The organism is Fictibacillus sp. EA-CB0309 (genome assembly GCF_055814265.1).
The window spans coordinates 997,081-1,018,319 of record NZ_CP169271.1; the positions used below are offsets into that span (position 1 = coordinate 997,081).

A 21,239-nucleotide genomic window follows, 5' to 3' on the forward strand; every position below is an offset into this window, starting at 1 on the left:
TCTCTTTTTGTATTGGTTTTTTCGTGCATTGTTCGCACGCCCCGCAGAAATCAACTACTTCAAGAACACTTTCTAGTTGAAGTATGTTAATAACTATTTTATAATTACTTACATAAAGTAATTAAATTAATAGATGTGAAAGAAGGGTAAACAAATGATGACTATTCATAAAGATACACACATCGGAAGTGTAACATTAAAAGTTAGAGACATTGAAAATTTAGTTTCTTTTTATACAGAGACAATTGGTCTAAAAGTTTTAACCAAAACTGATTCTGTTGCTGAGTTAACAGCAGATGGCAAGACACCGCTTATCATCTTAGAAGGTAACTCAGCACTTCAACAACGACCTGTTAAAAGTGCAGGTTTGTACCACTTGGCTTTGCTCGTTCCATCAAGAAAAGACCTTGCAAATATCCTTTATCATTTTATTGAGACAAACACCCAGCTTGCCGGAGCATCCAATCATAAATTTAGTGAAGCGATCTATCTTCAAGACCCGGAAAATAACGGAATTGAAGTGTACCGAGATGTGGATCGTTCGGAATGGGTTCGTGATCAAGAAGGAAAATTGCCAGCTGTCAGCGAACCTTTAGACGTACATGGATTATTAGAAGAAAGAGAAAAAGATGCATGGAATGGACTTCCTCAAAACACGGTAATGGGTCATGTTCATTTGAACGTGGTCAATCTACCAGAAGCTGAACAATTTTATGTAAATGTGCTGGGTTTCGAAGAACAAACAAGAATGGCCAACCATGCCCTATTCATCTCAGCAGGGGGATATCACCATCATATTGCACTTAATATTTGGAACGGCCCAAATGCAATGTTAGCTCCAGATGACGCTACCGGTCTATTGCAATATGAAATTATCGTTCCTACAAAAGAGGAGATCCAGAACTTAGGAAGTGCTCTAAAACGATATCAAATTCCATATATAGTAGAAGGGGATCGCGTAACATTAAAAGATCCAGCAGGAAATGGAGTGGTTATTAAGTCTCAGTAAGTTTATTGTCAACATCTTTTAGGGAATGTTTGTATTACAAACGATTCATAAAAATATCTGCAAAGAGGGGGCATTATGAAGAAAAAAACATTGGTGAAGTTAACAGCAATTTTCCTTATAGTTGTGGCCGTGTTAGCACTGAACCATTTTGTTTTTGAAATAACCCCAATGTCTTTGCGCGATTGGGTGCTATCCTTCGGGATGGTCGCACCGATTATATATATCATATTGAATGTTATCCGGCCATTTACATTGTTTCCGATTTCCGTTCTATCCCTTGCAGGCGGTTTGGCTTTTGGCGTTATATGGGGAACGGTATACACAGTTTTCTCGGCTACTATTGGAGCTGTTCTATCGTTCTATATTGCGAAACATTTAGGGAGCAGATGGTTAAAAAAGAAATCGGATGCACCTTCAAGGATTGAAAAATGGCAAAATCAATTGAAGGAAAAAGGTTTTGTATATATCTTGCTGCTGCGGATTATTCCGGTTCTAAACTTTGACCTTGTAAGCTATGTGGCTGGTATTTCAAGGCTAAAGCTTCGTTCTTACATTTTAGCCACGATATTAGGTGTTTTGCCAGGAACCCTTGCATACAATTTGTTAGGCGACAGTTTCATTAAAGGAAATGGAGCCGTGATCGCTATAGCTATAGGATTGGTACTTCTCGTAGCTTGCATCCCGCTTCTTTTAAAAAACAAAGAACTTGTTACAAATCAAATGCAAACTCATAAAGAAGATAACGCGTAAACCTTGCTTAACACTGAGCAAGGTTTTTTTGTGATTATTAATTATGAATGTACAATGATTTTCATTGTTTTTAAGCACAATACTTGTTCCTTGTTAATAATTATTATAAATTAGTATTGACTTCAAATAAGAAGTCAGTATAATAAAGATTGTGAAGAAAATATGATAATGATTTTCATTATCATTTAAAGATATAAGGAGTGAATTTTTAATGACAGAACGTATGGTAGGTAAACAGGCACCTCGCTTTGAGATGGAAGCGATCATGCCGAATAAAGAAACGAAAAAAGTAAGTTTAGAAGAGAACATGAAAAATGGGAAATGGACCGTTCTTTTCTTCTATCCAATGGACTTTACCTTTGTGTGTCCGACAGAAATCACAGCATTATCTGACCGCTACGGTGAATTTGAAGATTTGGATGCAGAGGTAATCGGCGTTTCTACAGATACCGTCCACACACATCTGGCTTGGATTAACACAAGCCGTGAAGATAACGGACTTGGTGAATTAAACTATCCGCTCGCTGCGGACACGAACCATCGTGTTTCTCGGGACTATGGTGTTTTGATTGAAGAAGAAGGCGTTGCGCTAAGAGGACTGTTCATCATCAATCCTGAAGGTGAAATGATGTATCAAGTCGTCTTCCATAACAACATTGGCCGGGATGCTGACGAAACACTGCGTGTTCTTCAAGCATTACAAACAGGAGGCCTTTGCCCAGCGAACTGGAAGCCAGGTCAAAAAACACTTTAAAAATGGTTGTTTTCACTTGTTGCTTTTAGGGTTTTAAAAAGAACCTTCATTGACAAGTTGATTGAAGTGCAAGTGTGAGACTCCTGGGGGATTAGTGTGACAGGTGAGACTTCTAATGGTGCAAAGCGCCGAGAAGGCTCACCGCACACCCCTGGAAAGCGAGCACCTGCAACGGAAATCCACAACTTCTAGCAATTACTTAATAAAGAATCTAAACAAACGTTTAACTTTTGGAGGGAATAGAAGATGAAATTACGTGAACAAATGCCTGAACTTGATGGTGCTACGACTTGGTTAAATGAAGAAGTTACGAAAGAAGAATTAGTTGGAGATAAAGCAACATTGATTCATTTCTGGTCCGTAAGCTGCGGTCTTTGTAAAGAAGCGATGCCGGATGTGAATGAACTTCGTGACGAGTATGAAGATGATCTGAACGTAGTGGCTGTGCACATGCCACGATCTGAAAACGATCTAGATATGAGTGTCATTGAACAGATGGCAATCGGTCATGACATCACGCAGCCGATTTACGTGGATAGCGAGCACAAATTGACGGATGCTTTTGAAAATAAATATGTGCCTGCATACTACGTTTTTGATAAAGAAGGAAAACTGCGTCACTTCCAAGCTGGCGGAAGCGGTATGGACATGCTTCGTAAACGATTGAACCGTGTATTAAATGAAGAAACAAAATAAGGAGATGATACGATGAATACGATCCAAGAAGTGTTGAATCGCCAAGTGGCAAACTGGAATGTGTTGTTTGTTAAATTGCATAACTACCATTGGTATGTAAAAGGACCTCATTTTTTCACATTACATGAAAAGTTTGAAGAACTGTACAATGAAGCTGCAACAAACATTGATGAACTGGCTGAGCGACTGCTCGTTCTTAAAGGAACACCTGTGGCAACGATGAAAGAATATTTGGATTTGGCTACGATACAAGAAGCGAAGGACAGTGAATCAGCAGAAGAGATGGTTCAAAACGTCATTAACGATTTCGAACTTCTAATCGCTGAGATTAAAGAAGGTATGGAAGTAACAGAGCGTGAAGGTGATGAGGTAACGCATGATATGCTTCTATCTGTTCGTGAAAGTCTTGCAAAACACAACTGGATGCTACGTGCATTCGTAAGCTAAAACAGTTAAAGAGTGACTTTGGTCGCTCTTTTCTTTTGCTTCGACAATATATCTAAAAATTATAATTATTCTGCAATTTTATTAAAGCTTATGTTAAACTATAGAAATAAACTAAATTATTCCAAAAGGAGGAGAAACATGAAAAAGGGGATCGCGTTATTTTTCGTAATACTTCTTGCCCTTTCACTAGCAGCATGTGGGCAGAAAATTGAGACTCCATCTGAAAAGAAAGAATCTGGTGAGAGTCCGGCATTAAACCTTGACCAAATCAGTATTGTTACAGGCGGAACAGGCGGTACATATTATCCACTTGGTGGAGAGATGGCGAAAATTGTAAAAGATGAGTTAGACGTTGAAGCAAACTCTCAAGCTTCTGGTGCATCTGTTGAGAACATGCAGTTACTTCAAGATGGTGATGCTGATGTTGCGTTCACACAAACAGACATCGCAAGCTATGCCGTAGAAGGCAAGGAAATGTTTAAAGAAAAGGTAGATCAAGTAACAGGAATCGGTACATTATATCCTGAAACAATCCAAATCGTAACATTAAAAGATAGCGGGATTAAGAGTATTGAAGATTTAAAAGGCAAAAAGGTTTCAGTTGGAGCACCTGGAAGTGGAACGTTTGCTAATGCGGAACAAATCTTAAAGATTCATGGTATGACGATGGAAGACATTGATGCACAGCATCTTTCTTTTGATGAGTCTGCAGAAAGTATACAAGATAAAAATATCCAAGCGGCTTTTATCACAGCGGGAACGCCTACGGGTGCAGTTGAAGCATTATCCGCAACGAACCCTGTGACGATTGTACCGATTGCTGATGACAAGATTAAAGAACTGATTGAAGCGCATCCTTATTACATCGAGGATACCGTTAAGAGCGGTACGTACAAGATTGAAGCAGATGTAAAAACGGTAGCTGTTTTATCAATGCTTACTGTTCGCAAAGACATGGAAGACGATGCAGTGTATGCGATCACGAAAGCGATCTTTGAGAACACAGATAAAATCAGTCACGCAAAAGGGGAGCTTATCTCTGCTGAGAAGGCAGTTGAAGGTATGGGAATCGACTTCCACCCAGGAGCTAAAAAATATTTTGAAGAAAAAGGAATCTTAAAATAAGAGGTGTGAGCATGGGCTGAAGAGTAATCTTTAGTCCATGTATTCTTATGAAGCGAATTTTAGTAAGTATTTTTGTATTAGTGGCACTAGCTGCAGTGACAATGTATCCATTTTTTCGGCTGTGATGATAGAGGAAGGTGAGACGGGTAAACCGTTAGCTGTTTTTAAAGGTGATCAAGGCAAAGAATTTAGTATCAAATACATACACTCGATCCATAAAACGCCTGTTCTTGAAACCTACCAGGTTCATGATAACGGGGAGATCGTGCAAACTGAAATGAGTTTTCAGGAATTTGGAGTGGGCATGCCCTCAGGGGCAACTGGAGATGAAGTGTTTACACAAAAAGGCGAAACTTACATTTTATCCAATATGAACAGGACTTTTCCTTCATTAGAAATTCGGGTCGGACAAATTATTGCCAATCATACACTCCTTCTTGATGGATATGAATATCCGTTCTTGGACTTTAGTGAAAAAGGATCTTGGGTGCGATTGAAAACAGAAAAGCTGAATATATGGCAATGGTTGATAGGAGGGAAAAAACTTGGACAATAAAATTCATAATCAGCGTGAACAAATATCAGATCTGGCCGTACAGGAACTCATGGAAAAGTATGATCCAGAAGCAGGCTTTCGTAAATTAAAAGGTGCTCTTTACTGGATTACACTGATCGGCCTCGTTGCTTTTTCGCTATTTCAGCTTTATACCGCCATTTTTGGTGTTTTACCTGCACAGCTTCAAAGGACGATTCATTTAGGATTTGCTCTTACTTTAATCTTCTTGTTATTCCCGGCATCTAAAAAGAAAAAAGAAAGTAAGCCGCTCTTTCAAGTTGCTTGGTATGACATGATACTTGCTGTATTATCCATAGCAGTGGGATCATATTGGTACATATTCATGGACGATTTAGTCATGAGAGTTGGAAGATTAACGACTCAAGATTTCATTATTGGAGCTATCGCAATCCTTTTAGTTCTAGAAGCAACTAGAAGGGTCGTCGGGCTGCCCATAACGATTATCGCAGGTCTGTTCTTGGTGTACGCATATCTTGGACCTTATATGCCAGGGTTCTTAGAACATAAAGGTTTGACGATTGAACGAATTGTAAGGACGATGTTTTTTACAACAGAAGGTATATTAGGTACACCACTTGCGGTTTCGTCCACCTATATCTTCTTGTTCCTCTTATTTGGAGCTTTTCTCGTCAAAACGGGAGTAGGGGAATATTTCAATGATCTGTCTATCGTCATTGCAGGAAGACGTGTCGGTGGACCTGCTAAAGTAGCGATTTTCTCGAGTGCTCTTCAAGGTACAATCAGTGGAAGTTCGGTGGCAAACGTTGTAACCTCAGGTGCTTTTACGATTCCGATGATGAAAAGGTTAGGATATGATAAAAACTTTGCTGGAGCGGTAGAGGCTGCTTCTTCAACAGGAGGACAGATCATGCCTCCCGTAATGGGCGCTGCAGCGTTTCTGATGGTAGAATTTATCGGAGGCGGCATCACGTATTGGGATATCGCAAAAGCTGCTGCCATTCCTGCCATTCTCTATTTTGCAGGGATCTGGATCATGACCCACTTTGAAGCAAAAAGAATCGGTCTTAGAGGTCTATCACGTGAAGAGATGCCTGAAACGAAAAGAGTTATTAAACAAGTGTATCTGTTGATTCCGATCGTTGTGGTTATCATTCTCTTAATGACAGGAATGAGTGTCACGAAAGCTGCGCTATGGTCGATCGTAAGTGCGATTGCAGTTGGCATGTTTAATAAGCAGACACGAATGGGACCGAAGCTCTTTATTGAAGCGTTAGCAGATGGAGCAAGAACAGCACTAGGGGTTGCAGCGGCTACAGCAGCGGCAGGTATGATCGTCGGGGTTGTTACGGTTACGGGTGTTGGACTTAAGATGGCGAATGGCTTACTTGAATTATCGGGCGGATATTTGATTCCGACCTTGATTTTAACGATGATTGCGTCTCTCGTACTCGGTATGGGATCACCGACAACAGCGAACTATGTAATTACATCGACGATCGCAGCACCAGCTATTTTGTTATTCGGTGTTCCTGATCTGTCGGCTCATATGTTTGTCTTTTATTTTGGGATCATTGCAGATATCACACCTCCTGTTGCTCTTGCTGCATTTGCCGCAGCTGGGGTTTCAGGCGGTGAACCGATACGAACCGGAATCATATCATCAAAGCTAGCCATTGCGGCGTTTATCATTCCGTATATTTTCGTTATCTCACCACAGCTCATGTTGATTGATACAACGTGGACTGAGGCGATTTGGGTGATCTCGACGGCTTTTGTTGGAATGATTGCAATTGGTGCAGGAATGATCGGTTATTGGATGCGTCCTCTTTCTTGGTTAGAGAGAATAGCGGCAGTTGTGATCGGTTTCTTGCTGATTTATCCAGAAGGTATCTACAGTGCAATCGGTCTAGCTGCATTCGCTCTGATGCTTGGCAGCCAATACTGGTTATTGAAAAGAGACAACACGCAGGCTCCATCATCACCAGCGGTTTAATAATATTCAAGCTCAAAGGCACATGCCTCTGAGCTTTTTTGTGCGTAGAAAGTTTAAAAATTTCACAGTGGGTACAAGATTGTAAGGTTAAACATGGTGGATTTATGTTACAATCAGTAAGTATGCATTTTTGTAGGATACGGATTGAATATATCTATCGGAGCTGAATGATTCGGTCAGCCAGCTTTATATAAAAGGAGAGATTTCCATATGATTACGGTAACTAACGTTGGTCTTCGCTATGGCGACCGCAAGCTTTTTGAAGACGTTAATATAAAGTTCACACCAGGAAACTGCTATGGTTTAATCGGTGCGAACGGTGCGGGTAAGTCTACATTTTTAAAAATTCTATCTGGTGAGATTGAGGCGCAAACAGGTGACGTGCACATGACGCCAGGCGAACGTCTAGCTGTTTTGAAACAGAACCACTTTGAATACGAAGATCAAGAAGTGCTTCAAACAGTTATCATGGGCCACGCTCGCCTTTATGAAGTGATGCAAGAAAAGGATGCTATTTATATGAAAGCTGACTTTTCTGATGCAGATGGCATGCGCGCTGCTGAACTAGAAGGCGAATTCGCTGAACTAAACGGTTGGGAAGCGGAGTCAGAAGCGGCAATCCTTTTAAAAGGTCTTGGCATTAAAGAAGATCTTCACACGAAGAAACTTGCTGACATTACGGGATCTGAAAAAGTGAAAGTATTACTTGCTCAAGCTCTTTTCGGCAAACCAGATGTTCTATTGCTGGATGAGCCTACGAACCACTTGGACCTTCAAGCGATTCAATGGTTAGAAGATTTCTTGATAAACTTTGAGAACACTGTAATCGTGGTATCCCATGACCGTCACTTCTTAAACAAGGTGTGTACACACATGGCTGACCTTGATTTTGGTAAAATCCAAATCTACGTTGGTAACTACGATTTCTGGTATGAGTCTTCTCAATTAGCCCTTCGTATGGCACAAGACCAAAACAAGAAAAAAGAAGAGAAGATTAAAGAATTACAAGCGTTCGTTGCACGTTTTAGTGCGAATGCTTCAAAATCTAAACAAGCAACATCACGTAAGAAGCTTTTAGATAAAATCTCATTAGATGATATCCGACCTTCTTCTCGTAAATATCCATATGTGAACTTTGGCATAAACCGTGAGATCGGTAACGACCTTCTTCGTGTTGATGGTATAACAAAAACGATTGACGGCGTGAAAGTGCTTGATAACGTAAGCTTTATCATGAATAAAGACGACAAGATTGCTTTCGTTGGTAAAGAAGAGATCGCGATCTCCACTTTATTTAAAATCCTTATGGGCGAGATGGAAGCGGACAGCGGAACTTACAAATGGGGTGTAACAACATCTCAAGCGTTCTTCCCACGTGACAACTCTAAGTATTTCGAAGGCAGTGAGCCAACTCTTGTTGATTGGCTGCGTCAATACTCTCCTGAAGACCAAACGGAAAGCTTCCTTCGCGGATTCCTTGGCCGTATGCTCTTCTCAGGTGAAGAAGTAATGAAGAAACCGTCCGTATTATCTGGGGAGAGAAAGTACGCTGTATGCTTTCTAAGATGATGCTTAGCGGATCGAACGTGTTGATTTTAGACGACCCGACGAACCACTTGGATCTAGAATCGATCACAGCATTAAACAACGGTTTAATCAGCTACAAAGGATCATTGATGTTCACATCACATGACCATCAGTTCGTTGAAACGATCGCCAACCGTATCATCGAGATCACACCTAAAGGAATCATCGATAAGCAAATGTCTTACGATGAGTACTTGGCTAACGAAGATCTGAAAAAACAACGTCAACTTATGTATCAATAAAACAATGCAAGGAGTGTTAAGTCTGTTCGTAGATTTAGCACTCTTTTTTTGTGTGATTTTTGAGAGGGGGAGAAATGTGTGGAGCGTTTTACTGAAAATGTGATTATGATTATTAAAAGGATACCCCGCGGCAAAGTAATGTCCTATGGTCAAATCGCCCGTGTGGCTGGAAATCCGCGCAGTGCCAGACAAGTGGTTCGCATTCTTCATTCGATGAGCAAAAAATACAACCTTCCATGGCATCGAGTGGTAAACATAAAAGGTGAGATTTCTATGGAGGATGAAGAATTTTTTATGACGCAAAAAACGTTGTTAGAACAAGAGGGCGTTGTGTTTAAAGGTGATAATAGAATTGATATGGAATTGTATAGATATCAACCGGATGATGAATGGACGGTTTAGAGAATGTATGGGGGTCATGGGAATGAGCGTACAGGGCTCAAAATTAAGAAGAGCAGAAATTAAAGATAAGGAAATACTGAGTAGCTTAATGCAGTTTTACTTTTATGATTTCACTGAGTTCATAGACATGAATGTGGGGAATTCAGGCTTATTTGGCGGTTATCCGTATCTCGATCATTATTGGGAAGAAGACGGGAGATATCCTTATCTTATTGAAACAGAAGGCAAATATTCGGGCTTTGTTCTCGTCAGAGAAGTTGTGGAGGAAGACCAGAAATATTGGTCAATCGCAGAATTCTTTATCATGAAAAAGTTCCGCCGATCAGGTTTAGGTGAATGGACAGCACATCAAGTTTGACAGGCATAAAGGAAACTGGGAAGTAAGTCAGATCGAGAAAAATACACCTGCTCAAATCTTTTGGAGAAAAGTGATTAATGGCTACACCAAAGGTCAGTTTGTGGAAAGAACGGAAGAGGGAGATTCATCCAAGAGTTCTGCAATTAAAAATAAACATTTTTGGAGCGACTTCTTTAGGAAATCGCTCTTTCTTTTTGTGACAAAACCTTGGTGGAAGTTTTACTTTTTATAATTAGGGCACAATAGGATAGGAACTTTTATTGAACTGTTCATGGTTTCTAACTAACAGTTGTTATTCATGGGGGATGTACATATGAGGATGAATCTACTTGATATTTATTTAAAAAGATATACGAGAATGTCAGAGAGGGAATTATCTCATACTGTTCAATCGAACATGTGGTTTACTCCTGTACTTTACGTCCTTTTTTCTTCTTTATTAGTAACGGCTACTTTAACTTCTGACCTTAAGTATGATTTAGGCAATCAGATGCGGCCGTTTTTTGCGGTCGATTATGATCTAACGCTAGCGCTGGTTGGTACACTTACCGCTGCTATCTTAACATTAACCACTTTTACGTTTAACTTAATCCTGGTTGTTTTTACGACATTTTCGATGCAGTTTTCGCCGAGGATGCTGAAAAACTTTATTGCTAGTAAATCTACACAGCGAGTTTTAGGGATATTTACATCCAGTTTTGTTTATATGCTACTAAGTTTTATTTTTTGAATAAAAGAATGGCAGAATATTATTTTGCTGTTCCTGTGCTGGCGGGATTAATAGCTGCCGTATCAATGGGGACGTTTATCTTTTTATTAATCATGCAGTCGCCTGGCTGCAAGTGAACCAGATGACATACGATATGAAAAAAGAAGCGTTATCCATTGTGAAAAATACGTTAGAGGATGAAGTGGATCCTTATAAAGTAAACGATCTAACCACGGTTAACAGTGAAATATGTGAGAAAAAGGGCAATACGATAACGTCAGGAAAGTCAGGCTTCATTCAACTTGTCGATTTTGTTTCTATTATGAAAGAAGCAGAAAAAGATGATATTGTCATCCGGCTGGAGTATACGATTGGAAGTTATGTGTATGCTACAACACCATTCATGACGTATTGGAAAAATGGTGAAAATGAAATAGATGAACAGAAATATCTGTCGCTTATAAGTATTGGAAGAAGGCAGACAGAAGTTCAAGACATAGAATTCAGTATTAACAAACTGGTAGAAGTCGCGATAAGGTCTCTAGGAAATTTTGATCCAAAAACCGCGACAAACGCTATCTATCAACTTGGAGAAGTACTTGCATCCATTTCCCGCGGATCCATATTTTCAAAGTATTTAGTGGATAAAAACAACAATCTGCGTGTGGTTTTACAAGAAAGAGATTTTAATCATTATTTATATCATGCCTTTGGATACATTAGGCACTATGCAAAAGATAATGTTATTGTGTGTACGGAAATTCTGAAAGTACTGGATTTAATGGCGAAATCTCTTAATAAGCGTGATTACAATGCGGTTTGGGAATTCGGAGTGTTTACAGCCAGCGGATTTGAAAATCTTTTCTTATTTACATTAGATGATCAGCAGTTTCACCGTGCGCTGCATAATCTGGCGATAACGACAAAACATGAAAAAGAGTTTGAAGCGTTCATGGAAAAAGAAAAACGAAATCGATCTTAGTTAGTCCATATGAAAAAAGCCCTGGAAAAAGTTTCAGGGCTTTTGGCTATTTATGCGTGTTATGGCGGTTCTGGCTTTCTCAACAGAGTGGAAAGGTTCGTCCAGCTGCAGCATTTTGCGAAGAACAGCTTTCAATGACTGTGAAATACGTAATTCTTCTTCCCAGCTTTTTTCTTTATTAGATTGAGGTTCATAGGAAGAATAGAGAAGAAACAGTGCAAAATGGCCGAGAGCAAATAGATCACTTTTAACGGACACTTCCCGCATCCGGAGTTTCTCCGGATGATCATCTGGGCTTTGAATTTCGTTCTCAGATAAATAACATGCTAGTCCAAAATCAATAATGTGAAGTTTTCCATCTCGCTGTATGATGTTTGGGATTCGTAGATCGCGATGAATAATTCCTTTTTGGTGAAAGTTCTCTACAATCGTTAATAGCTCCACCAATATTTGTATCGTGTCCCTTTCACTATATGTTTGCTGATCTCGGAAAATCAAGTCTTCGAACGTGTCCCCTTTGATCCATTCCATCGCGATAAAGTAGCCTTGTTCATTCTGAAATTTCTCTAGCAGTTTCGGAACTTGTTGATGCTGCTGCAATGCTTTTAGAATTTCAGACTCTCTTTGAAAAGACCGGAGACCGCTTTCTGTTTTTGCTTTAGTTGTCCGAAGTTGTTTTAGTACGATTGATTCCTCTGTTTGAATATCATTTGCTATATAAGTTATTCCATAACTCCCCATCCCAAGCACTTCTTTAATTTTGTACCGGCCATGAATCAGGAGTTCGGCCTTAAGTGGCCGGTCGTAGACCAAACGTTGAAGATCTTTCCACCATTCAGTAATCATGTAGTTATTATTGGTGAAGATCAGCTGCTAAAGAAGCTGCTTCTCTTTTTCTTCTTATAATGCTTGTGTCCGTATCCGCCATAATGTTTCTTTCCAAAATCACTGCTGCTGTACTTCTTATACTTTTTCTTGTACTTGTAGCCAGAGCTGCTGTATTTTTTGTAGCTTTTATGTCCCAATAACGATTTTAATAGTTTCATTAACATTATATAATCATCTCCTTTGATCTATCTTGTTTAGGATATTCGCACTTTTTATGCAATATCCTACTGTACGTACTTTTAAACAAAAAGTTTCATCAGAGTTGGGAAATGGGGTCTGACCCCAAACAATTTATTTCCCTCAACAATTTCCTTGTTTTTGTCTAGAGAATTTTGTTAAATTTATAGGGGTATATATGAACGTTTACAAAAGCTAGGTTTTTGGGATGTTCGAGGAGAGGGGTTTTACGTTTCATGTTGGAGTATGTTTTTGCAGCTTTGTTGCCTGTGTTTCTACAGCTGCTTTTTAATAGGGTGTTGTTTACAAAATACTTGCCGTTAGGGATAACGATTATTATTTTGATTTTTGGTTTTGATGGGTTGAATCAGCCATTACCTCTCCAAATCGTTGCTGTCATTTTTACGATCATCGGATTTTTCCTAGGACTCAAAATTTATAATAAACAAAAAAGAAAAGTAAGATAAAAAAGACGTCACCTTCACGAGGTGGACGTCTTTCTTTTTGTATGGGAAATCGTTTCTTTTAAGAAAAGAACAAGCATCGTTAACACATAAAGAGTAATTACTCCAAGTCCAGCTTTGTCAAAGTGTACAAGTTTAAGAACAACTGAACTTAAGATTGTGATGTATAAAGCACCTAAATACTTTTGTATCTGTTCGCTTGAATAGATGGTCGTAAGCTTAGCTCCAAGTTGAGTCCCTACTAGAGCTCCTAGAATTAATAAGATGCCTAGTTTATAGTCAAGTTGAACGGATGAGGCATACGTTAAAAATCCAGCCGTGACAATTAAAAATACACTGACTAAGCTCGTTCCTACAGCTTTTCTTGAAGGGAAATTCATTAAAGAGATGAGCATCGGTACCATCACAAATCCTCCGCCAACACCTAATGTCGTAGAAATGAACCCACCCGTAAATCCAATAAAAATTGCTTTCACCCAAGAAAAGCGGATTTCAGTTGATGTCTTCACCGTATTCTTGCGTTTTGTTTGCTTATAAAGCAGGGAAAGGGCAAAGTAGGCAAGAAGCACAATATAAAATACAGGGATGACTGTATCGTCATAACCCATCTTTTCTAGCCAAACCACGAGCGGATGAGCGATTTGAGTAGCTACAATTCCTACTAATCCTAAAACAGCGGCCGTTTTCCATATAATGTTCTTATATCTTAAATGCGCCGCAACTCCAGAAACGCTTGTCCCTATTGAATACATGAGACTGGTGCCAATCGCTGAGAGTGGCGGAATGCCGAACAATATTAAAACTGGGGTTAGAATAAATCCTCCGCCAATACCGAAAATGCCTGAAAAGATACCGATGCATAAACCTAGCAGAATATAGAAAAAGTCCATTTTTAAACTCCTTTTGGGGACACACCTACTACAATTTCCCCGCAACCCTTGGTATTGCTTGCGGGAAATGGAGTCAGACCCCAAACAATTTATTTCCCACAAGCGCCTATCTTTAAGTATACCACTTTGCTTTCTTTCCAGAAACTTCTGCGAATATTTGTTCGTAATTATTAGGTTTTTGGATAGGGGCTATGCTATAATTTGAGTAACCAGATTTTAGGAACGGAGGTTCGGTTTTGTGAGTCAAAGTCAAATGTTCGAAATCAAATCTAACTATCAGCCACAAGGGGATCAGCCCGCAGCGATCAAGCACCTTGTGAACAATATTAATGCAGGGAAAAGAGTATGACCCTGCTTGGTGCGACCGGAACAGGGAAGACGTTTACGGTTTCCAACGTTATTCAAGAAGTTAACAAACCGACTCTTGTTATTGCTCATAACAAAACACTAGCCGGACAGCTTTATAGTGAGTTAAAAGAATTTTTCCCGAACAACGCAGTTGAATACTTTGTATCGTATTACGACTATTATCAGCCAGAAGCGTACATTGCTCATTCAGATACGTACATTGAAAAAGACGCGAGCATTAATGATGAGATTGATAAACTTCGTCACTCTGCCACTTCATCGTTATTTGAAAGAAAAGACGTTATTATTGTGGCCAGTGTGTCGTGTATTTATGGTCTAGGTTCTCCTGAAGAATATAAAGACATGGTGATCTCTTTAAGAGAAGGAATGGAGAAAGATCGCGATCAGCTTCTTCGTGAACTTGTCGACGTTCAATACAACCGTAACGACATTAACTTTACGCGTGGTACATTCCGTGTTAGAGGTGATGTGGTTGAAATATTTCCAGCCTCACGTGACGAACATTGTTTGCGTGTGGAGTTTTTGGTGATGAGATTGATCGAATTACAGAAGTAGACGCGCTAACAGGTGAAATTCTAGGTGAACGTAATCACGTTGCCATTTTCCCTGCATCCCACTTCGTTACCCGTGAAGAGAAAATGAAAGTAGCGATCAAACGCATTGAAGCTGAACTTGAAGATCGCCTCAAAGAATTAAACGAGGCTGGCAAGCTATTAGAAGCACAAAGACTGGAACAGCGTACGCGATACGACCTTGAAATGATGGCTGAAATGGGATTTTGTTCAGGGATTGAGAACTACTCCGTTCACCTGACGCTCAGACCATTAGGATCAACACCTTATACCTTGCTTGACTATTTTCCAGATGATTCACTGATCGTTATCGATGAGTCGCATGTTACACTTCCGCAGATTCGTGGAATGTTTAATGGAGACCAAGCGAGAAAAGGAGTACTGGTTGATCACGGATTCCGTTTGCCTTCAGCAAAAGACAACCGTCCATTAACGTTTGAGGAATTCGAGCGATACACAAAGTTTCAGCATATTTATGTTTCTGCAACACCGGGCCCTTATGAACTCGAACACGCTCCAGAGCCTGTTGAGCAGATTATTCGTCCTACAGGGTTACTTGACCCTACACTTGAAGTCCGTCCAATCAAAGGACAGATTGATGACTTGCTTGGTGAGATCAACGAGAGAATCGAGAAAAACGAAAGAGTTCTTGTTACGACATTAACGAAGAAAATGTCTGAGGATCTTACCGATTACTTCGTTGAACTGGGTATAAAGGTTCGTTATCTGCATTCCGAAATCAAGACGCTCGAACGGATTCAGATCATTCGTGATCTTCGTCTCGGTGTATTTGATGTTCTCGTCGGGATCAACTTGCTTCGAGAAGGGCTTGATATCCCGGAAGTATCACTCGTTGCTATATTAGACGCAGATAAAGAAGGATTTCTACGTTCTGAACGTTCTCTCATTCAGACGATCGGACGTGCGGCACGTAACTCCAACGGTCACGTTATTATGTATGGCGATAAGATTACAAAATCCATGCAGATCGCGATCGATGAGACGCAGCGCAGACGTCAGAAACAGATGGAACATAATGAAAAGCACGGCATTACGCCTACGACCATTAAAAAAGAAGTGCGTGATGTTATTCGTGCCACACAAGCTGCGGAAGAAACAGAAACGTATACAAGCTCAAAAGCTCCTAAGCAAAAAATGAGCAAAAAGGATCGCGAAGCCTTTATCGAGCGTATGGAAAAAGAAATGAAGGATGCTGCAAAGAACTTGCAGTTCGAACGTGCAGCAGAGCTTCGTGACCTCATACTTGAGTTAAAAGCGGAAGGATGATTGTAGTTGGCAACCAATCAAAACATTATCGTTAAGGGTGCAAGAGCCCATAATTTAAAAAATATAGATATTACCATCCCGCGTGATAAGCTGGTTGTCTTAACCGGCTTATCAGGTTCGAGGTAAGTCTTCACTTGCTTTCGATACCATTTATGCAGAAGGTCAGCGCCGTTATGTTGAGTCTCTATCTGCTTATGCCCGTCAGTTTCTAGGACAGATGGATAAGCCAGATGTTGATTCCATTGAAGGTCTTTCACCTGCTATTTCAATTGATCAGAAAACTACAAGTCGTAACCCTCGCTCAACGGTTGGTACGGTTACGGAAATCTATGACTATCTTCGTCTTCTATTTGCACGTATCGGCAGACCGGTATGTCCTGTTCATAACGTAGAGATCACCTCTCAAACGATTGAACAGATGGTAGACAGAATCTTAGAATACCCTGAGCGTACAAAGCTGCAGATTCTAGCTCCTGTTGTATCCGGTCGAAAAGGTGAGCATGTTAAGGCACTAGAGGATATTAAGAAACAAGGCTATGTTCGTGTTCGCATTGATGGGGAAATGCGCGAGATATCAGAAGAAATTAAGCTAGAAAAAATAAAAAGCATACGATTGAAATCGTGATTGACCGTATCGTCGTAAAAGAGGGTATCGCTACTCGTTTAGCGGACTCTTTAGAAGCTGCTCTTAATCTAGGCGGTGGAAGTGTTGTCGTTGATGTAATGGAAGAAGAAGAACTTTTATTCTCTCAAAATCACGCTTGTCCACATTGCGGATTTTCTATTGGCGAACTCGAACCCCGTCTGTTTTCATTCAATAGTCCGTTCGGGGCTTGTTCATCATGCGATGGACTAGGTGTAAAGCTGGAAGTGGATCAGGAGCTTGTTGTTCCTGACTGGAGCCGTTCTTTACGTGATAACGCAATAGCGCCTTGGGAACCGATCAGTTCTCAATATTATCCGCAGCTGTTAGAAAGCATCTGTAACCACTTTGGTATTGATATGGATGTACCGGTTGAAAATCTACCAAAAGATCAGATGGATAAAATTTTGAACGGCAGCAAAGAGTACCTTTCTTTCACCTATAAAAACGATTTTGGCCAAGTACGGAAAAACGAGATTCAATTCGAAGGTGTGCTAGGAAACATTCAGCGCCGTTATCGCGAGACAAGCTCTGATTATATTCGAGAACAGATGGAAGGGTATATGGCACAAAAGCCTTGCCCGACTTGTAAGGGACATCGTCTGAAAAAGAAGCACTGTCTGTTTTAATCAATGGAAGACATATCGGAGAAACGACTGCTCTTTCTATTACGGAAGCAAAAGAATTCTTTGACAACCTTGAACTTACAAATAAGGAACGTGCGATTGCAAAATTGATTTTACGTGAAATCGTTGATCGATCTGGATTCCTGATCAATGTGGGATTAGACTACCTCACACTCAGCCGAGCAGCTGGTACATTATCAGGCGGTGAAGCACAGCGTATACGCTTGGCGACACAAGTTGGGTCTCGTTTGATGGGTGTTCTCTATATTCTGGATGAGCCTTCAATCGGTCTTCACCAGCGTGATAATGATCGCCTCATTCGTACGCTTGAAGAGATGCGTTCACTCGGTAATACTTTAATTGTCGTTGAACACGATGAAGATACGATGCTTGCGGCTGATTATATTATAGATATTGGTCCAGGTGCAGGCGCACATGGTGGTGTGATCACATCCCAAGGTACACCACAGGAGATTATGGAGGATCCAGAATCACTAACTGGACAATATTTGTCTGGTAAGAAGTTCATACCTCTTCCGAAAAAACGCCGTAAACCTGATGGCCGATATATTGAGGTAAAAGGCGCAACTGAAAACAACTTGAAAAACGTCTCAGCCAAGATTCCTTTAGGTTTGTTTACAGGAGTTACGGGTGTCTCTGGATCAGGAAAAAGTACGCTCGTAAATGAGATTCTTCATAAAGCTCTTGCACAAAAGCTTCACCGTGCAAAAGATAAGCCAGGTGCGCACAAATCGATTAAAGGTCTTGAGCACATCGATAAAGTTATTGATATCGATCAGTCACCAATCGGACGTACTCCGCGATCAAACCCAGCAACATACACGGGTGTATTTGATGATATTCGTGATGTATTTGCATCGACGAACGAAGCAAAAGTGCGAGGATATAAAAAAGGACGTTTCTCTTTCAACGTCAAAGGCGGACGTTGTGAAGCATGCCGTGGTGACGGTATTATCAAGATCGAGATGCACTTCTTACCGGATGTGTATGTGCCATGTGAAGTGTGCCACGGAAAACGTTATAACCGTGAAACGTTAGAAGTGAAATATAAAGGGAAAAACATTGCAGACATTTTAGATATGACGGTAGAGGATTCAGTAGAGTTTTTCGCCAACATCCCTAAAATCAAGCGAAAGCTCCAGACGATTTTGGACGTAGGTCTTGGATATATTAAACTTGGACAATCCGCTACAACCCTTTCAGGTGGGGAAGCACAGCGTGTGAAACTCGCTTCACAGCTTCATAAGCGATCCACGGGTAAAACGATTTACATCTTAGACGAACCTACAACAGGACTGCACGTCGATGATATCTCTCGTTTACTTGTTGTTCTGCAGCGACTTGTTGATAACGGTGATTCAGTTCTTGTTATCGAGCATAACCTCGACGTGATCAAGCAGTGTGATCACTTGGTAGACCTTGGACCTGAAGGCGGGGACAAGGGAGGTACAATCGTTGGAGCAGGTACGCCAGAAGAACTTGCAGAAATCGAAGCTTCTCACACAGGCCGTTATCTAGCGCCTATTTTAAAACGTGATAAGAAACGAATGACTAAAAAGGTAAAAGAAAAAGAAACAATAAAATAACGAATGAAAAGAGATCAGACCCAAATTTTCCGTGGTTTGATCTCTTTTTTTATAAGGCTCTTTTCTAAAGGTTCGTTGCTTTTATGTAGTTTTGTTCATTTCTCTTCTTTGCTAAGTTGATTGTAGTGTAAGGTACGTTCTTACCACCTGAAAAGCTTCTCGTAAGGCATGTGACGAGGGATCTCACTGCGGTAGCATAACTTGTAGACGCAGGAACAAGGTTACTTCCTTTCCGCGGGGCGACCGTTGAGCCCCTTGCCGCGAAATCAACCACTTCCACGAGCAACAAAGCTTGAGAAAACAACTTATAAAAAAAGCACCTCCCTCTAGCGGGGAAGCGCTCAACACTTCTATTTATATTTTTCCTCTGAGGATGAAGAATTCTTCGTACCCTTCTTATCCTTTTCTTCACGTTTTTCTTGTTTTAAGTCTTCCATCGGAATAGGATCGACATTTTGTTCACTTTCAAATTTATCAAACAAACTTTCTTTATCTGTTTTGTATTGTTCAGGATTGTCCATCTTTTTTCTTGCTTCTTTTTTGTCTCAGCCATTAGACATCACTCCTGTTCGTATTTGTTTATCCATTCCTTTTTACATGGAACTTTAAACAAATCCTCCTCAAAACGACAATTTTCGTTTAAAATAAATGGGTGTCTTTATTTCCATATCTTAGAAAGAAGTTTATAGATTACATAATTGATTACAATCACAATGAACGAGCCGAACAGGCCTGCGAGAATTCGATCTGTTGTTTTTAGCTCCATAGCATCTTCCGTTATTACGCCGAATATAATGCTAGTGACCATGAGAGTGGACAATACTATAAAAAGGATCTTTAAGGTTTTTATCTGTTTCAATGATTATGCTCCCTTTGGGTGTTTGTTTATGTCATTATGATACGGAATTTTAGAAGTTATGTCGAATGGCTATAGAGATAAAGGAAGTTTGTTTTATGAGGTCGAAGTAAAAAAGGCACATGCCTTTTGCTTGCATCACCCGTTCAGTTATCGTTTTTATTAAAGCAGGAGGTCTTGTTTCATGAAGGAAGGCTCAAAGAAAGCAATTTCAGCACTTTGTTATTTCAGTTTATTTTTTGCTCCTTTTCTATTTCCGATTGCTGTTTATTTTATTGCAGATGACTCTGAGGTGATGGAACATGCTAAGAGATCATTCTTATCACATCTGCTGCCAATTATTGCAGTTCCGCTCGGCATTATTATTATTTTTGAAACACAATATCATCTAATAGCTATCATTATTAGTGCACTCATTTTCGGTACGCTGACATTAATTGTGATGATCTGGAATATTGTTAAAGGAATAAAGGTAATTGTCTCATAAAAAAATATTGTACAAGTAATACCGGAAAGTCTCAGACATCTTAGAATCAGCCGACGCCGGTGACGGAATCCAAAGGGAGGCGTCAAAATATGGAAGAACGCAAAATGATTTTAAACATGCTGAACGAAGGAAAGATCTCTGCTGAAGAAGCCGAGAAACTTTTGTATGCCCTCAATGATAAGAAAAAGATGCAGCTGAGTCCGATCGGCTCACTCAGTCTCAAAAAGAAAGCTGTTAACGGAGCTACTGCTGTAAAAATGCCGACGTCTGGCTATAAAGTAGCAAAGTTTTTTGACCGAGTAGTGAAACGAATCAAAACGGTCGACTTTGATTTGAACTTTGGGCCATCCGAACCTGTTCATTACGTGTTTCAAGACAGTCATGTCATGTTTCAGGCAATGGACATCGAAGTATACAATGGCTCAGTCACGATTGTGCCTTGGGATCGTAAAGATGTGCAAGTAGAATGCGATGCACATGTGTACAAAGTGCCTGAAGGGTCTTCAGCGAAAACGAAATTTAGAAATGAAACCTTCTATGATTGTGACGCTACTAAGATGCGTTTTTATTCAAGAAACAAACATCAAAAGGTGAACGCAGTTATCTCAATCCCGAGAGAATCATATGATGAGATTAAAATTACAACGTTTAATGGGCCGGTTAAAATAAGTGATTCCCATGCGAAAACACTAAATATAAAAACTACAGTAGGAGCCATTGCGATTAACCATTGTACGGGGAGAACGTCAAAGCGACTGCGGCTAACGGTTCGCTGACTTTA

The 21,239-nt window shown here is 40.2% G+C and carries 20 protein-coding genes and 3 pseudogenes; 18 read left to right on the forward strand and 5 right to left on the reverse strand.

Annotated features, from left to right (window positions below; all coding sequences use genetic code 11):
- The first annotated feature begins 154 nt into the window (after window positions 1-154).
- The 13 genes and pseudogenes from ACEWFH_RS05480 (at window position 155) to ACEWFH_RS05540 (ending at window position 11,592) form a co-directional block, all read left to right on the forward strand.
- Window positions 155-1,009: a VOC family protein gene (locus ACEWFH_RS05480; RefSeq protein WP_473726439.1), complete on the forward strand. Its 855-nt coding sequence runs from the start codon at window positions 155-157 to the stop codon at window positions 1,007-1,009.
- Between the two features lie 75 nt (window positions 1,010-1,084).
- A complete protein-coding gene (locus ACEWFH_RS05485; protein ID WP_473726440.1) occupies window positions 1,085-1,759 on the forward strand; it encodes a TVP38/TMEM64 family protein in 675 nt (224 codons plus the stop codon).
- A 211-nt stretch (window positions 1,760-1,970) separates the two neighbouring features.
- The gene (locus ACEWFH_RS05490) at window positions 1,971-2,513 is read left to right on the forward strand and encodes a peroxiredoxin (protein ID WP_473726441.1); all 543 of its coding nucleotides are present in this window, start codon (window positions 1,971-1,973) and stop codon (window positions 2,511-2,513) included.
- A 246-nt stretch (window positions 2,514-2,759) separates the two neighbouring features.
- On the forward strand, window positions 2,760-3,209 hold the full coding sequence (locus tag ACEWFH_RS05495; RefSeq protein WP_473726442.1) for a TlpA family protein disulfide reductase: 450 nt from the start codon (window positions 2,760-2,762) through the stop codon (window positions 3,207-3,209).
- 12 nt (window positions 3,210-3,221) lie between these two features.
- Window positions 3,222-3,656, forward strand: coding sequence for a Dps family protein (locus ACEWFH_RS05500; protein ID WP_473726443.1), 435 nt, complete (start codon window positions 3,222-3,224; stop codon window positions 3,654-3,656).
- A 138-nt stretch (window positions 3,657-3,794) separates the two neighbouring features.
- Window positions 3,795-4,781, forward strand: a complete 987-nt coding sequence (locus ACEWFH_RS05505) for a TAXI family TRAP transporter solute-binding subunit (protein WP_473726444.1) — start codon at window positions 3,795-3,797, stop codon at window positions 4,779-4,781.
- 124 nt (window positions 4,782-4,905) lie between these two features.
- The gene (locus tag ACEWFH_RS05510) at window positions 4,906-5,337 is read left to right on the forward strand and encodes a DUF1850 domain-containing protein (RefSeq protein WP_473726445.1); all 432 of its coding nucleotides are present in this window, start codon (window positions 4,906-4,908) and stop codon (window positions 5,335-5,337) included.
- A gap of 49 nt (window positions 5,338-5,386) precedes the next feature.
- Entirely contained in the window at window positions 5,387-7,312 is a 1,926-nt protein-coding gene (locus ACEWFH_RS05515) for a TRAP transporter permease (protein ID WP_473727223.1), read from the forward strand.
- A 210-nt stretch (window positions 7,313-7,522) separates the two neighbouring features.
- A pseudogene (locus tag ACEWFH_RS05520) lies at window positions 7,523-9,141 on the forward strand (ABC-F family ATP-binding cassette domain-containing protein).
- 78 nt (window positions 9,142-9,219) lie between these two features.
- On the forward strand, window positions 9,220-9,543 hold the full coding sequence (locus ACEWFH_RS05525) for an MGMT family protein (RefSeq protein WP_473726446.1): 324 nt from the start codon (window positions 9,220-9,222) through the stop codon (window positions 9,541-9,543).
- Window positions 9,544-9,565: 22 nt separating this feature from the next.
- Complete coding sequence (locus ACEWFH_RS05530; protein WP_473726447.1) at window positions 9,566-9,901, forward strand: GNAT family N-acetyltransferase; 336 nt, start codon at window positions 9,566-9,568, stop codon at window positions 9,899-9,901.
- Window positions 9,902-10,214: 313 nt separating this feature from the next.
- Window positions 10,215-10,631, forward strand: a complete 417-nt coding sequence (locus ACEWFH_RS05535) for a DUF2254 family protein (RefSeq protein WP_473726448.1) — start codon at window positions 10,215-10,217, stop codon at window positions 10,629-10,631.
- Between the two features lie 121 nt (window positions 10,632-10,752).
- On the forward strand, window positions 10,753-11,592 hold the full coding sequence (locus ACEWFH_RS05540) for a DUF2254 family protein (RefSeq protein ID WP_473727224.1): 840 nt from the start codon (window positions 10,753-10,755) through the stop codon (window positions 11,590-11,592).
- 33 nt (window positions 11,593-11,625) lie between these two features.
- On the opposite strand, the gene ACEWFH_RS05545 is transcribed toward ACEWFH_RS05540, so the two are convergent.
- A complete protein-coding gene (locus ACEWFH_RS05545; protein ID WP_473726449.1) occupies window positions 11,626-12,438 on the reverse strand; it encodes a serine/threonine protein kinase in 813 nt (270 codons plus the stop codon).
- Window positions 12,439-12,458: 20 nt separating this feature from the next.
- Entirely contained in the window at window positions 12,459-12,644 is a 186-nt protein-coding gene (locus tag ACEWFH_RS05550) for a hypothetical protein (protein ID WP_066245589.1), read from the reverse strand.
- A gap of 249 nt (window positions 12,645-12,893) precedes the next feature.
- On the opposite strand from ACEWFH_RS05550, the gene ACEWFH_RS05555 reads away from it, so the two are divergent.
- Window positions 12,894-13,124: a DUF2198 family protein gene (locus ACEWFH_RS05555; protein ID WP_289494479.1), complete on the forward strand. Its 231-nt coding sequence runs from the start codon at window positions 12,894-12,896 to the stop codon at window positions 13,122-13,124.
- A gap of 14 nt (window positions 13,125-13,138) precedes the next feature.
- Here ACEWFH_RS05555 and ACEWFH_RS05560 read toward each other — a convergent pair whose 3' ends face one another.
- Window positions 13,139-14,011, reverse strand: a complete 873-nt coding sequence (locus tag ACEWFH_RS05560; protein WP_473726450.1) for a sulfite exporter TauE/SafE family protein — start codon at window positions 14,009-14,011, stop codon at window positions 13,139-13,141.
- 253 nt (window positions 14,012-14,264) lie between these two features.
- Between ACEWFH_RS05560 and uvrB the strand changes: the two are divergent.
- Window positions 14,265-16,239: pseudogene (gene uvrB, locus ACEWFH_RS05565) on the forward strand (excinuclease ABC subunit UvrB).
- A gap of 6 nt (window positions 16,240-16,245) precedes the next feature.
- Window positions 16,246-19,115: pseudogene (uvrA, locus tag ACEWFH_RS05570) on the forward strand (excinuclease ABC subunit UvrA).
- Window positions 19,116-19,465: 350 nt separating this feature from the next.
- Here the strand turns inward: uvrA and ACEWFH_RS05575 are convergent.
- Together ACEWFH_RS05575 and ACEWFH_RS05580 are read right to left on the reverse strand one after the other, a co-directional pair.
- Window positions 19,466-19,636 carry a hypothetical protein gene (locus ACEWFH_RS05575; protein ID WP_473726451.1) on the reverse strand — a complete coding sequence of 57 codons (171 nt, stop codon included), beginning with the start codon at window positions 19,634-19,636 and terminating at the stop codon, window positions 19,466-19,468.
- Between the two features lie 137 nt (window positions 19,637-19,773).
- Window positions 19,774-19,974: a hypothetical protein gene (locus ACEWFH_RS05580; protein ID WP_473726452.1), complete on the reverse strand. Its 201-nt coding sequence runs from the start codon at window positions 19,972-19,974 to the stop codon at window positions 19,774-19,776.
- Between the two features lie 181 nt (window positions 19,975-20,155).
- On the opposite strand from ACEWFH_RS05580, the gene ACEWFH_RS05585 reads away from it, so the two are divergent.
- On the forward strand, window positions 20,156-20,458 hold the full coding sequence (locus ACEWFH_RS05585) for a hypothetical protein (RefSeq protein ID WP_473726453.1): 303 nt from the start codon (window positions 20,156-20,158) through the stop codon (window positions 20,456-20,458).
- 89 nt (window positions 20,459-20,547) lie between these two features.
- Window positions 20,548-21,234 carry an SHOCT-like domain-containing protein gene (locus tag ACEWFH_RS05590; protein WP_473726454.1) on the forward strand — a complete coding sequence of 229 codons (687 nt, stop codon included), beginning with the start codon at window positions 20,548-20,550 and terminating at the stop codon, window positions 21,232-21,234.
- Window positions 21,235-21,239 lie beyond the last annotated feature (5 nt).

What these genes read in the sequence shown, in the direction of transcription:
- ACEWFH_RS05480 (WP_473726439.1), top strand. Translation starts at nt 155, where the DNA reads ATGATGACTATTCATAAAGATACACACATCGGAAGTGTAACATTAAAA.
- ACEWFH_RS05485 (WP_473726440.1), top strand. Translation starts at nt 1,085, where the DNA reads ATGAAGAAAAAAACATTGGTGAAGTTAACAGCAATTTTCCTTATAGTT.
- ACEWFH_RS05490 (WP_473726441.1), top strand. Translation starts at nt 1,971, where the DNA reads ATGACAGAACGTATGGTAGGTAAACAGGCACCTCGCTTTGAGATGGAA.
- ACEWFH_RS05495 (WP_473726442.1), top strand. Translation starts at nt 2,760, where the DNA reads ATGAAATTACGTGAACAAATGCCTGAACTTGATGGTGCTACGACTTGG.
- ACEWFH_RS05500 (WP_473726443.1), top strand. Translation starts at nt 3,222, where the DNA reads ATGAATACGATCCAAGAAGTGTTGAATCGCCAAGTGGCAAACTGGAAT.
- ACEWFH_RS05505 (WP_473726444.1), top strand. Translation starts at nt 3,795, where the DNA reads ATGAAAAAGGGGATCGCGTTATTTTTCGTAATACTTCTTGCCCTTTCA.
- ACEWFH_RS05510 (WP_473726445.1), top strand. Translation starts at nt 4,906, where the DNA reads ATGATAGAGGAAGGTGAGACGGGTAAACCGTTAGCTGTTTTTAAAGGT.
- ACEWFH_RS05515 (WP_473727223.1), top strand. Translation starts at nt 5,387, where the DNA reads ATGGAAAAGTATGATCCAGAAGCAGGCTTTCGTAAATTAAAAGGTGCT.
- ACEWFH_RS05530 (WP_473726447.1), top strand. Translation starts at nt 9,566, where the DNA reads ATGAGCGTACAGGGCTCAAAATTAAGAAGAGCAGAAATTAAAGATAAG.
- ACEWFH_RS05535 (WP_473726448.1), top strand. Translation starts at nt 10,215, where the DNA reads ATGAGGATGAATCTACTTGATATTTATTTAAAAAGATATACGAGAATG.
- ACEWFH_RS05540 (WP_473727224.1), top strand. Translation starts at nt 10,753, where the DNA reads ATGACATACGATATGAAAAAAGAAGCGTTATCCATTGTGAAAAATACG.
- ACEWFH_RS05545 (WP_473726449.1), bottom strand. Translation starts at nt 12,438, where the DNA reads ATGATTACTGAATGGTGGAAAGATCTTCAACGTTTGGTCTACGACCGG.
- ACEWFH_RS05550 (WP_066245589.1), bottom strand. Translation starts at nt 12,644, where the DNA reads ATGTTAATGAAACTATTAAAATCGTTATTGGGACATAAAAGCTACAAA.
- ACEWFH_RS05555 (WP_289494479.1), top strand. Translation starts at nt 12,894, where the DNA reads ATGTTGGAGTATGTTTTTGCAGCTTTGTTGCCTGTGTTTCTACAGCTG.
- ACEWFH_RS05560 (WP_473726450.1), bottom strand. Translation starts at nt 14,011, where the DNA reads ATGGACTTTTTCTATATTCTGCTAGGTTTATGCATCGGTATCTTTTCA.
- ACEWFH_RS05575 (WP_473726451.1), bottom strand. Translation starts at nt 19,636, where the DNA reads ATGGACAATCCTGAACAATACAAAACAGATAAAGAAAGTTTGTTTGAT.
- ACEWFH_RS05585 (WP_473726453.1), top strand. Translation starts at nt 20,156, where the DNA reads ATGAAGGAAGGCTCAAAGAAAGCAATTTCAGCACTTTGTTATTTCAGT.
- ACEWFH_RS05590 (WP_473726454.1), top strand. Translation starts at nt 20,548, where the DNA reads ATGGAAGAACGCAAAATGATTTTAAACATGCTGAACGAAGGAAAGATC.